Here is a 13,168-nt window from a genome sequence, read left to right as displayed (position 1 = left end):
GAATAATCATGTTTTTTTACCGTTTTTCTGCTATTTCGTGCAAACAATATCGTTGGCACCTAGTGATTTCACTATTTCTAAGATTATTAAAACAGTTCAACATACTAAAAAAATTATTTTTATTTATACTTTAGTGCAAACGATTGCATTAAGAAGCAGTATTTTAAATATAATTAGTATGTTTAAAATTTTCTTAGAATATCTAATTCACGCTAGAACATAATAAAATCAACTATGTTTTCCCACGGTTGCACACACTTTTAGATTCACAAAAATTTTAAGTATGGGGGTAAATCATGAATAAGAAAAAATTATTTTCTGGAATTGGAGCTGGTCTTCTTTCATTAAGTCTCCTTTTAACGGGCTGTAATAACGCTGATAAAGGTGACGGAGCTAAAGAAGGAACAAAAGGCGGAAATGTTACATTAGATGTATTCCAATTCAAAGTAGAATTCAAAAAGCAATTTGAAGATGCGGCAAAGAAATATGAAGACTCACACAAAGGCGTAAACATCAACATCACAACTGTTGGTGGCGGTGAAGATTACGGTGCAGCTTTAAAATCTAAGTTTGCTTCTGGTAAAGAGCCAGCTATTTACAACATTGGTGGACCACAAGACGTGCAAGATTGGGGAAAGAAATTAGCTGACCTTTCTGATACAGAAGCATCTAAAAAGGCACTAAAAGGAACACTTGATGGTGTAACTAAAGATGGTAAGGTTTTAGGATTACCATACAACCAAGAAGGTTACGGTTTTATCTATAATAAAAATGTTTTCGAAAAAGCTGGCATTGATCCAAAATCTATCAAGAGCTACGCTGACCTTGAAAATGCAGTAAAAACTTTAGATTCTAAGAAAAAAGATCTTGGTCTTAAAGCAGTATTTGCACTTCCTGGTAAAGAAACTTGGGTAACTGGTTTACACTTATCCAACGCTTTCCTTGCGCCTGAATTTGATAACAATGTTCTAACTGCATTCAATGCTAAGAAAGTTGACTTCAAATATGGTGATGCGTTTAAAAAGGTTCTTGACCTTCAAAACAACTATTCTGTACAACCAACTGTAAGCCTTGACTATGCTCAACAAGTAGAAGAATTATTCTCACTTCAAAAAGTCGCAATGATCCAACAAGGTAACTGGGCATATGGCTCAATCGCTGGTATTGATCAAGATTTTGCTGATAAGAGCATTGGTTTCTTACCAATCCCTGTTGAAGGATACAAAGAAGATGCCATTCCTGTTGGTATCCCAATGTACTGGGGCGTAAATAGCAACAAGGACAAAGATACACAAGCAGAAGCTAAGAAATTCTTAGATTGGTTATATACTTCAGACGAAGGTAAAGAGATCGTTATCAACGACTTTAAATTTATCCCTGCTTATGATGGCTTTGATGCATCAAAAATCAGTGATCCACTTTCGAAAGAAATTTATCAATATGCTCAAGATGGCAAGACTATCGGCTGGGCATTCATGGGCTACCCAACTGGCTGGGGACAAGATACACTTGGTGTTCAAATCCAAAAATATTTGAGCAAAGAAGCTAAGTGGGAAGACGTAGTGAAGACTTCAAAAGAAGCTTGGGAAAAAGCAAGAAATAAATAATCCCTTTTGAAATTTATATAATGGGTCCTACTTGATAAAAGCAGGACCCATTATAAATTAGCAGAGAGGCAAGCGGCTGGTTCATAAGGGGGGATAGGTTAGTGTTAGGGTTTTCTTATCAATCAGCCCCTTTTCTTTCAAGAATTTACTAACTTAAAAAAATTACAATTATCACATTGGAGGTTTTTCCCATGATGCGTACTCGTGATATATCATATTGGTTATTTCTAGCCCCGGTTCTTTTAGCATTATCTATGGTCGTTATCATTCCTTTGCTCTTTGGGGTCTATTATTCTTTTACAAACTGGAATGGTATTGAAGTGGGAAGTTTTATCGGCTTTGAGAATTATTTGAATGTTTTTAAAGATAAGGAATTCTTAGATTCATTATGGTTTACTGTGAAGTTTACAGTTGTTTCCATTATTCTTATTAACCTCTTTGGGCTTGCATTAGCACTTATTGTTACATCTAAAATTAAATCAAGTAAGTTTTTGCGTACAATCTTTTTCATGCCAAACCTGATAGGTGGATTAATTTTAGGTTTTATCTGGCAGTTTATTTTTATCAAAGTCTTTGCGGGTATAGGAAATTTATTTGGCATTGAAAGCTTAGAAGGCTGGCTTTCTACGACTCAAACCGGTTTTTGGGGCTTAGTTATCCTAATGAGCTGGCAAATGGCTGGATACATTATGGTTATTTATATCTCATACCTAGAGGGTGTACCAACAGAGCTGATCGAAGCGGCTGAAATTGATGGTGCGAGCTCATTACAGCGACTGCGTTTTATCGTATTCCCGTTAGTTGCACCTGCATTCACAGTTAGTATGTTCTTAACATTGTCGAATACTTTCAAGCTTTACGACCAAAACTTATCATTAACAGCGGGTGGACCTTATAATTCCACACAAATGGTCGCAATGGAGATCTTCAAAACGGCATTTGGTGAAAGTGAAATGGCTTATGCTCAGGCTAAAGCAGTTATCTTCTTTATCATCGTTGCAGCTATTTCCTTAACACAAGTGTACATTAACAAGAAAAGGGAGGTTGAAATGTAATGGGAAGAAAATATAAATTGCCGCTTGAAATCCTTGGTGTATTATTAGGGCTGTTATGGCTGTCTCCCTTTTACTTAATGCTTGTTAACTCCTTTAAAACAAAGAGAGAGATCTTTTCAGACACGTTAAAATTACCGGAAGTATTTACTTTCGATAACTATATCGAAGCATTTAACGAACTTACCTTTTTAAAAACCTTCATGAACTCAGCGATTATTACGGTAGTAAGTGTAGCCATCATCATTATCTTCTCATCCATGGCTGGCTATGCTTTATCTAGAAATAAAAGCAAAATGAGTACGATTATTTTCTTTATGTTTGTTGCGGCGATGTTAATCCCGTTCCAATCCGTTATGATTCCGTTAGTTACGATTTTCGGGAAAATAGAATTGCTTAATCGCGTTGGAATTATCTTTATGTATTTAGGCTTTGGTGCGAGTTTATCCATTTTCTTATACCATGGTACTTTAAGCGGGATTCCAAAATCCTTGGATGAAGCAGCAACGATCGATGGAGCCAATCGTTTTCAAATCTTTTGGTACATCATTTTCCCGATGTTAAAGCCGATTACTGTGACGGTTGCGATTTTAAATACGATTTGGATTTGGAATGACTACTTACTTCCATCTCTTGTTATTAACCAAGAAGGAATGGAAACTATTCCATTGAAAATGTTCTTCTTCTTTGGTGAATATACGAAGCAATGGCATTTAGCACTTGCAGGATTAACAATTGCAATTATTCCGGTAATCATTTTATACTTCTTTGCACAGAGGGAAATTATCAAAGGAATTTCAGAGGGTGCTGTAAAATAATTTCTATTTTATAATAAAGTAAAATTGAGCGATTTATTGGTATTAGGGGGAAGTAATGGTGGTTACAATTAAGGATGTGGCAAGGGAAGCAAATGTGGCACCTTCGACTGTTTCAAGGGTAATAGCTAATAACCCGCGAATCAGTGAACAAACGAAGAGACGTGTAAAAGAAGTGATGGAACAATTAGGATACTATCCTAATTTGCAAGCACGTAGCTTGGTTGCTAAATCAACTCAAACCATTGGAGTGATCATGCCGAATTCGGCCTACCATGCCTTTCGAAACCCATTCTTCCCTGAAGTATTAAGAGGAATCAGTATGTATGCCCATGAAAGTAAATATGGCATTTACCTTTCTACAGGGTCAACCGAGGAAGAAATCCACGAAGAAGTCATGTCGATGGTAATGGGCAGACGTGTAGATGGTATTCTCCTTTTATATTCACGTGTCAATGACCGGACCATGAACTACCTTGAAGAAATTGGCTTTCCTTTTACGGTAGTTGGGAGGCCAAGTGTGAATGAAGAGAGAATTACCTATGTCGATAATGACAATATTTTTATTAGTAAACAGGTAACCAACTATTTAATTGAGCACGGTCATAAAAATATAGCCTATGTTGGAATCAACCCAGATTTTATGGTGACTGTTGATCGAATTAACGGGTATAAATCAGCACTTAAAGAAGCTGGACTTACAGTTAATGAGGCGTATCTCGTTAATGAGGAGATGGTCAATGAACAAGGGATAGACGCCATTTGTTCGCTTATGAAGCTTAACGATCCTCCAACAGCGTTGGTTACACAGGATGATTTAATGGCATATGAAATCATTAGCCATCTAGAGAAATTAAACATATTAGTCCCTGAAGATATTTCTGTCGTTGGCTTTAACAATCTCTCGTTATCTGAGCATTCAAGGCCTCCATTAACTTCGGTGGATATCGGTACGTTTCAATTAGGACGTGTTGCTACCGAATGTTTAATTGAAAAAATCGAAAATCCTGAAACGTTGCCAAAAAGAATCACGATACCAACGAAGCTAATTGAACGGAAATCTGTGCTGTAAAAATAAATTTTGAATAAAATGTGAATAAATAACAAAAATGAGTCAGTGAGGATTTTACATGAATAAATTATGGTGGAAAGAAGCAGTGGCCTATCAGATTTATCCTCGAAGCTTCATGGATTCCAATGGAGACGGGATTGGGGATATCAATGGCATCATCTCTAAATTAGATTATTTAAAAGATTTAGGGATTGATGTCATTTGGGTAAGTCCGATGTATCAATCGCCTAATGACGATAATGGCTATGATATCAGTGACTACCAGGAAATTATGGAAGAGTTCGGAACAATGGCGGATTTTACTATTCTTTTAGAGGAAACACATCGCCGTGGGATGAAACTAATCCTTGATTTAGTGATTAACCATACAAGTGATGAGCATCCTTGGTTCATCGAATCCCGTTCGTCCAAAGATAGTCCGAAGCGCGATTGGTATATTTGGCGTGACGGAAAAGATGGCGAAGAACCGAATAACTGGGAAAGCATCTTCGGCGGGTCTGCATGGAAATATGACGAACTAACCGATCAGTATTTCATGCATATTTTTTCAAAAAAACAGCCGGACCTTAATTGGGAAAATGGAGAGGTGCGGAAGGCGCTTTATGAAATGGTCAATTGGTGGCTGGATAAAGGGATTGACGGCTTCCGTGTTGATGCGATCAGTCACATCAAAAAAGAAGAGGGCTTAAAGGATATGCCGAATCCTGAGGGGCTGCCATATGTTGAGTGCTTTGATAAAATGATGAATGTCGATGGGATTCATACTTTCTTACAGGAATTAAAAGAAGAGACATTTGCAAAATATGACATTATGACTGTTGGAGAAGCGAACGGAGTAACGGTAGACGACGTGGAAGATGTGGATCTTTGGGTCGGAGAAAAAACAGGGAAATTCAATATGGTCTTTCAATTTGAGCATCTAGCACTTTGGGATGCCGAGACGAAAAAAGAGCTTGATATTGTGGAGCTTAAGGATGTATTATCCCGCTGGCAAAAGGGCTTGGAGAATAAAGGGTGGAACGCCTTATTCATCGAGAACCATGACCAACCACGAGTTGTATCCACATGGGGAAATGACCAAGAATATTGGCGTGAAAGTGCTACAGCGTTCGCGGCTATGTACTTTCTAATGCAGGGTACTCCATTTATTTATCAAGGTCAGGAAATTGGCATGACAAATGTCCAATTTGAATCGATTGAACATTATGATGATGTATCTGCAAAAAATATGTATCGCTTGAAGAGAGCGGATGGTGTTCCACACGAGGAAATAATGGAAATTATCTGGGCTTCTGGACGTGATAATTCGAGGACGCCGATGCAATGGTCCGACGAGGTGAATGCTGGTTTCAGTACAGGAAGTCCATGGTTGAAGGTCAATCCGAACTATAAAGAAATCAACGTAGCAGTCCAGCAAAAAGATACCAAATCTGTTTTGAATTTTTATAAGAAGTTGATTGCTTTGAAGAAGGCAAATGAAATATTCACCTACGGTAAATATGAGTTGCTTTTTGAAGATAATCAGCAAATTTACGCCTACACGAGGACGCTAAATGATGAAAAGGTAATTATTATGACGAATCTTTCCGCCCAACCAGCTGAGTTAGAAGGGGTTTCCCTTGATTATCGTCACTTGCTTCTGAATAATTATGAGGTCTCAAAACATGAACACTTACAGAAAGTAACATTAAAGCCTTATGAGGCAAGAGTTTACCGTATGTAGTAAACGAATATTAATAGACGATATCATATGTCTATATGAATATGAAATGAGCAGAGCCGAAATCCGGTCTCTGCTCTTTTATATTTAAACAAAGGCTGTGTTAAAGGTTATTGTAGATATTTTAGCAATGTTGATTGGAGCGGAAGGCGCCCCGAGCCGCCCGCAGTAAGCGAAGCCCTTGGAGCGAAAATCAACATTCCGATATAATAACATCCTTATCAAAAGGAAAAAGAACGACTTTTTTGTGAATTTTGGAATGCTCATTTTCCTATGCTTTTTTACATTTCTTTAATGATTTCTATATGCTAATTAAATTTTCACTTAATATTTTTTTAATACAATTTTATATGTAGTACACATATAAAAGGGAGTTGAGGAAAAATGAGAAAAACAACTTTATTAGGAGCAGGCCTTGCCTTTACTTTATTATTTAGTCCGTTTCAGCATGCTTTTGCTGCAGAAACAAAAGGGGAGTTACGACAAGTGGATCTCGTTGCTCATCGTGGAGCATCAGGATATGCGCCTGAAAATACTGTTGCTGCTTTTGATAAGGCGGTAGAAATGAAAGCAGATTATATTGAAATTGATGTACAAAGAAGTAAAGATGGGAAATTGGTTATCATCCATGATACAAAGGTTGATAGAACAACCGATGGTACGGGGTATATTAAAGACCTATCTTTTGATCAGATCAGAAGTCTTGATGCAGGCAGCTGGAAGGGGGAACAATTTAAAGGCGAAAAGATCCCTACATTTGATGAAATTCTAGATAGATATCATGGGAAAATTGGTATTTTAATAGAATTAAAGGCACCTGAACTCTATCCTGGAATTGAAGAAATGGTAGCTCAAGAATTAAAAGAACGAAACTTAGATAAACCGCAAAATGAAAAAATCATTATTCAATCTTTTAATTTTGAATCCATGAAGAAAATGAATAGCTTGTTGCCTAAAGTGCCGATCGGTGTCCTTACTTCGAATAAAGTGGACACAACGGAACAAGCATTGAAGGAATTTGCGACCTATGCTGATTATTTTAACCCAAGTTATGGAATTGTGACGGAAGAATTGGTTAATCAAGTACACGAAAAAGGGTTAAAAATTCAATCCTGGACTGTTCGCAGCCATGAAGCAGCTGACTTTCTCTTAAAAATGAAGGTGGATGGAATTATAACTGATTATCCTGATTATGTAGATCCAAGATAGTAAGGAAACATATGCAAAAAGAGTGTCAAAAAGTAGAAACTTTTTGACACTCTTTTTTTGGTTTAAAAAGATGTGAACAATAGCGCTGATCCTATATTGGAAACATTCATTATTGGAATATCCCGTAGTAAGTTGATAGGGGATATGTTAAATTGAATAGATAATAATAGTCAAAACTTATTGATTGAGCAATAGATTGTAAGGGTTTTCTTTTGTCTGGGGGGATACGATGTTTTTTTCCTTACGCAATCGCTTATTTATTATATTTACATGTTTGTTAACGATTCCCTTAATCATTTTATCGATTATTATCCCAAGGTGGTTTACATCTATTATTGAAGACCAGACGCAGGATTTAACTATAGAAGCTATGGACCAGTACTCGCTGTATACTGACTCTATTACAACTCAGGCGGAGGATTTGGGAAAACAGGTCCTAGTAAATCAAACCACACAGCAGTGGTTAAGGTTAGAAAATAAAGATGAAGAAATACCAAGAGAACAGAGTTTGTTACAGAAGAATCAACTGAAAATGCTACTATCCTCGATGATGGTAAACAATTCTAATGGGATGTCTATCTCGGTCGTACTGAATAATGGTGAAGGGGCATGGGGTAATAATCCCAACTTACACAACATCGATTGGTTCCAAGACTTTACGATTAATGAACAACGATTTGTAAAATCACATATTGATCCTTATATGCCAGGACAAGGAAATAGTAATAGTTATATTTTACCTCTCGTTGATTTGAATACGGTAGTTTCCTACGGATTTATAAAGGTGAATTTCCCTTCAACCTTGCTGGAGACAGCCTTAGGAAAAATCTCGATTGGAAAAAAAGGACATGCATATTTAATAGATCAGCAGGGAGCAAATGTGTTAGAAGGGAAAATTGATACTCCAAAGTGGGTTTTAAAAAATAGTTTAACTAAAATAAAGAATAATCAAAAGCAAAAAGGGTTATTAGAAACGGATTATCATGGCGAAAAATACTTTGTGTTTTTTCAAAAGTTAGCAGTAGGTGATTGGATTCTAGTTAGTGAAGTAACCAAATCTGATTTATTTTCAAAAGTGAATGTGCTGCAACGCAACCTACTATTAATCAGTGCGGTCGTTTTTATTCTAACAATTGTTGCTTCTTTCGTGCTCTCATCCAATATCGTCAGCCCGTTAGGAAAACTAGCAAAGGCAATGAAATTTATCGAACGCGGAGATTTTACGGGTGCCAAAAGCTTTATGCCAACGATTAAATCGTCAAACGACGAGGTTGGTTACGTGGTAAAGGTTTTTGATCATACAGTCGATCAATTGAAGAATTTAATTGAAACAGAATATGAAGCGAACATCCGCCGAAAAGATGCTGAATACAAAGCATTATTACTTCAAATCAATCCTCACTTTTTGAACAATACGCTTGAAATCATCGGGGGATTAGCCGTTCAAGGGAAAAATAAAGAAGTCATGAACGTAAGCATCTACTTAGGCCGGATGATGAGGTATTCATTGAATACACAAAATGATGTCGTGAGATTGAGTGAAGAGATCAGTTATATCCGCAGCTACACAGACATTTTAAAGGTAAGATATGAAGATGCTATTACGATTGATATTGTGGAGGATCCGGAGACAAGGAATCTTCCTATTATTAAATTCGTCCTTCAGCCACTGGTGGAAAATGCCGTCAAATATAGTTTTATAGAAAAAACTACTGCTGAAATATTTATTAAGACAGAAAAAATTAACAATCAAGTATTGATAGTTTTAGAAGATAAAGGGATAGGCATGTCTGAAGAAGTGATAGCAGACTTAGTGAGTGAAGAAACAAAGAATGAAACGCTTAGTGTTTTAGCTAGCAAAGGAAACAGTATTGGGCTAAAGAATGTGCTTGGCCGCTTAAAGCTTTACTACGGTCAAAACTTTTCCTATAAGATTGAATCTGAAAAGAATATAGGCACGAGGATTACATTGTGTATTAATTTTGATCGAGGTGATATACATGATGAAGGTCATCATTGCGGATGATGAGATTCAAATTCGTAAAGGCTTGCGGATGAAGGTGGATTGGGAAGAGGAAGGATTTCAAATTGTTGGCGAGGCTTCCAATGGTAAAGAAGCGCTTGAATTGCTCGGAAAAATGGATATTGATTTGGTTCTTACAGATATGAGAATGCCGATTATGGATGGCCTAGAATTAGCTAAACGTTGTCAGCACGAATTTCCAAAAGTAAAAGTGATCGTATTATCGGGTTATTCCGATTTTGAATTGGTTCGTGGTTCGATGAAAGAAGGGGTTAAGGACTATCTACTAAAACCTGTTGCCCCGGATGAATTAGTTGAAGCCTTGCAAAAAGTCGGTAAAGAAATTGAGACAGAGAGGCAAAAACAGGTTGAAACGACCCAGATGCGTCATCTTGTTCTTACCCAGCTACAAGAAGTACAGGAACAATACTTGCTCTATTTAGTAAAAGAAGAATGGTTACAGCTAAATTTAGTCATCGAGAGACTCCGCCAGCTTCAACTCGAGGAGCTTGTCAATGACAACGCGGTGGTCCAATTTGTCACCGTCGAAATTCGAGAGAGGTTTGGTAATCCCAATCGATTAAAAGAGCTCTGGCTTCCTTTTCAAATGTTATGCAAGGAGATCTCTAAAGAGCATGAAGGAACCTATTCTTTTTACGATCCAAGTTATGCTAATATGGTTCATTTTTTACGGAGGATTGATTTAGGAAGTGTTAATAATTCTTCATGTTTAGTGGATTCTGTACAGCGAAATGTGAAGAAATTGCTAAATTTAGAAACGGTGATCGGAATTGGAAATGTGGTAACCGGTCTGGCTAACTTTAAGACAGGTTATATTTCTAGTTTACTTGCTTGGAGTCAAAGTCAATTAGGCTCTCAATCACAGGTGATTGATGCGGAGATAATAAAAGAGGAAGCCTTTGAATTTTCACCTGATTTTGAGAGAAAGTTAACCAACGCGATTGAAAATGTCCACTTCGAAGCGTTTAGAGAAAATGTTGATTCCTTTTTCCGAGGGAACGGGAACCAATCGATTTTATCGTTTTCGTTTGCTGCCAATCGAGTGTTATTTTTGTTAGGGTCGCTGGCCAAAAAATATGATATCGAAACAAAGGATATTCAAAAAACAATTTGGAATTGCCAACAAAGTATTTGGGAGCTTAATTCGCAAAGTAAAGTGTTTGAAAACCTCCTTCAATTAGCTCAGTTAATTATTGAAAAGGTACGTTTGGCACGGTTTTCAAATGGAAAGGTAATCGTGGATAGTGTTCGGCATTATCTGGACCGGCATTACGCCAGTGAGATTTCACTGACCCTATTATCGGAACTCTTTCATATCAATAGTGCTCATTTATCGGAAACTTTTAAGAATTATGTTGGTCAGAATTTTAGTGACTATCTGGTGAACTTGCGAATGGACAAAGCCCAGCAGTTTCTGAGGGATCGACAGCTAAAGATCATTGATGTAGCAAACTTAGTCGGCTTTTCTAACTCCGGATATTTTAGTACGGTTTTTAAAAAACATGTTGGACAAACACCGGTTGAATTTCGTAATACCTTAGATTCCTAAGTTTTCAAGAAAGAAAGGGAATTTAGATGAAAAAATGGTTCACTATTTTTGCAATTATATTTTTAGGTATTTTAGTGTATGCTTTGTCTTTTTTGGATACATTCTCCGGCAGCAGCCAAAAAGAAAAAGAGGAAACGGTAAAGGATTCCAAACGAATCCAGTTGACGTTCTGGCGAAATAGCGGAAACGCGGCAGAAAATAAAGCATTTGAAGAGTTAGTTTCTGCTTTTGGAAAAACAAACCCAAATATTTTGGTGAATATGAAGTCGATTCCCTATAGTGATTATGAAATCAGGCTGCGAACGGAACTGGCCGCAGGGAACCCTCCGGATATATTGACGATTGACAGTCCTACGCTGGCTCTATATGCAAATACCGGATCGTTATTATCCATCGACCCTTTTATGAGAAAAGAGGGAAAGATCGATGATATCCCTGACTCCACCTTAAGAGGATTAAGTTATAAGGGGCAAATTTACCTCGCACCGATTGTAGAGTCAAGTATTGCTTTATATTACAATCGGCACTTATTAAAATCAGCTGGCATTCCTTATCCATCAGAAGATCCCAATAACCCCTTAACATGGGATGAGGTTTTGGAGATTGCTAAAAAAGTGAATAATCCGGCTAAAGGTGTGATCGGTATTGACCCAGCACAGGGGTTCAATGATGGAGAATCTCCTGCTTATTTTAAAACACCACTTCTTTGGCAGTTCGGGGCTGATATTTTAAGCCCTGATGGAACTACTGCAAGTGGATATTTAGATTCAAAACAAGCATTAGATGCCTTACAATTTTACAAAGACTTGTATCATAAATATGGAGTTGCTTGGCTTGAAATACCCAGTGGTGCCTTTGAAGAAGGGAAGCTTGCAATGACCGTACTTGGTTCCTGGACTCTTGAAGATTTGAAAAAAAATCACCCTGAATTCAAGTTGGGAGATGATTTTGGGGTAACACCTTTGCCAAAGGATAAGTATCAGTTTGTTCCAAATGGAGGATGGGCGCTCGGAATCACATCAAAATCAAAACATCCACAGGAGGCATGGGAGTTTATTAAATTTGTGACAAGTTATGAAGGAATGAAAAAGTATGTCAAGATTACTGGTGATGTCCCAGCAAGATACTCTGTAGCAAAAGATTTCCCAGAACTGAACGAATATCCTAAGAATATATTTTTACAACAAACTCAAAAGTTTTCAAAGAACCGCCCCGTAACGCCGACCTACCCTGTTGTCAGTGATGCCATTAGGAAATTATTTGAGGATGTTGGAATCGGCGGAAAGGATGTAAAGACCGCGGCGAAAGAAGCAGTTGAAAAAATCAATACAGGTCTTAAAGAAATCAAATAATTTAGGGGCAGGGGGTAAATTAATTTGAATACATCTGAAATAACCATGAAAGGTCTCACACCAATCCTTCGAATATTTGATGAGGTGAAAGCTAAAGATTTTTATTTGGATTTTTTAGGATTTGTGATCGATTGGGAACATCGATTTGAGGAAAATCTTCCATTGTATTTGCAAGTTTCCTATAAAAATTGTATCCTACATCTTTCAGAGCATCATGGGGATAGCTGTCCTGGTGCGGCGGTTCGAATTGAGATCGGGAACATTGAGCTATATCATGCCCAGCTTCTTTCGAAGGAATACAAGTACGCTCGTCCTGGCATCGAAGAAACCCCGTGGAATACCAAAGAGTTATGCATCCATGACCCGTTTGGCAATAAGATAATATTTTTTGAGAACGTCTCCTCTAGTTAAGATACTAGAGGAGTTTTTTTTGGTACCTGGTTGGAGAAGGCTCCGAGGGACAAAATCTCCTAATGGAACAGGAAAAATGTCTATCGTAAAGACTCCGAAAGACAAAACCCCCTAGTGGAACAAGAAAAATGTCTATCGTAAGGGCTCCGAAAGACAAAACCCTATAGTGGAACAGGAAAAATGTCTATCGGAAAGGTGCCGAAGGACAAAATCCACAGGAGAACGTGAAAAATGTCCATCGGAAGGGCTCCGAAGGACAAAATCCACAATAGAACGTGAAAAATGTCTATCGAAAAGTCTCCGAAGGACAAAACCCTATAGTGGAACAAGAAAAATG

Annotated in this window: 10 protein-coding genes; all 10 read left to right on the top strand. The window is 37.5% G+C overall.

The genetic code is table 11. The features are described from left to right. The first annotated feature begins 296 nt into the window (after positions 1 to 296). The 10 genes from V7137_RS06945 (at position 297) to V7137_RS06900 (ending at position 12,831) form a co-directional block, all read left to right on the top strand. Positions 297 to 1,607, top strand: a complete 1,311-nt coding sequence (locus tag V7137_RS06945) for an ABC transporter substrate-binding protein (protein ID WP_335697396.1) — start codon at positions 297 to 299, stop codon at positions 1,605 to 1,607. Positions 1,608 to 1,801: 194 nt separating this feature from the next. Next, positions 1,802 to 2,662, top strand: coding sequence for a carbohydrate ABC transporter permease (locus tag V7137_RS06940; protein ID WP_335697402.1), 861 nt, complete (start codon positions 1,802 to 1,804; stop codon positions 2,660 to 2,662). Next, positions 2,662 to 3,477 (top strand): carbohydrate ABC transporter permease, encoded by an 816-nt coding sequence (locus V7137_RS06935; protein ID WP_335697395.1) that lies wholly within the window; start codon positions 2,662 to 2,664, stop codon positions 3,475 to 3,477. Before V7137_RS06940 ends, V7137_RS06935 begins: the two co-directional genes overlap by 1 nt. A gap of 55 nt (positions 3,478 to 3,532) precedes the next feature. After that, positions 3,533 to 4,546 (top strand): LacI family DNA-binding transcriptional regulator, encoded by a 1,014-nt coding sequence (locus V7137_RS06930; RefSeq protein ID WP_335697394.1) that lies wholly within the window; start codon positions 3,533 to 3,535, stop codon positions 4,544 to 4,546. Between the two features lie 58 nt (positions 4,547 to 4,604). Beyond that, on the top strand, positions 4,605 to 6,269 hold the full coding sequence (locus V7137_RS06925; RefSeq protein ID WP_335697393.1) for a glycoside hydrolase family 13 protein: 1,665 nt from the start codon (positions 4,605 to 4,607) through the stop codon (positions 6,267 to 6,269). Positions 6,270 to 6,650: 381 nt separating this feature from the next. Further along, on the top strand, positions 6,651 to 7,475 hold the full coding sequence (locus V7137_RS06920; protein WP_335697392.1) for a glycerophosphodiester phosphodiesterase: 825 nt from the start codon (positions 6,651 to 6,653) through the stop codon (positions 7,473 to 7,475). Positions 7,476 to 7,704: 229 nt separating this feature from the next. After that, positions 7,705 to 9,501, top strand: coding sequence for a sensor histidine kinase (locus V7137_RS06915; protein ID WP_335697391.1), 1,797 nt, complete (start codon positions 7,705 to 7,707; stop codon positions 9,499 to 9,501). Next, the gene (locus tag V7137_RS06910) at positions 9,479 to 11,068 is read left to right on the top strand and encodes a response regulator transcription factor (protein ID WP_335697390.1); all 1,590 of its coding nucleotides are present in this window, start codon (positions 9,479 to 9,481) and stop codon (positions 11,066 to 11,068) included. Before V7137_RS06915 ends, V7137_RS06910 begins: the two co-directional genes overlap by 23 nt. Before the next feature lie 26 nt (positions 11,069 to 11,094). Continuing rightward, positions 11,095 to 12,420 (top strand): ABC transporter substrate-binding protein, encoded by a 1,326-nt coding sequence (locus tag V7137_RS06905; protein ID WP_335697389.1) that lies wholly within the window; start codon positions 11,095 to 11,097, stop codon positions 12,418 to 12,420. 45 nt (positions 12,421 to 12,465) lie between these two features. Further along, the gene (locus tag V7137_RS06900) at positions 12,466 to 12,831 is read left to right on the top strand and encodes a glyoxalase superfamily protein (protein ID WP_335697401.1); all 366 of its coding nucleotides are present in this window, start codon (positions 12,466 to 12,468) and stop codon (positions 12,829 to 12,831) included. The last annotated feature ends 337 nt before the right edge of the window (positions 12,832 to 13,168 follow it).

This window comes from Neobacillus drentensis (genome assembly GCF_036962765.1).
Classification (GTDB): domain Bacteria; phylum Bacillota; class Bacilli; order Bacillales; family Cytobacillaceae; genus Neobacillus; species Neobacillus drentensis_C.
Note: the sequence above shows the minus strand (reverse complement) of the source record. Positions and strands in the feature narration are given on the sequence as shown.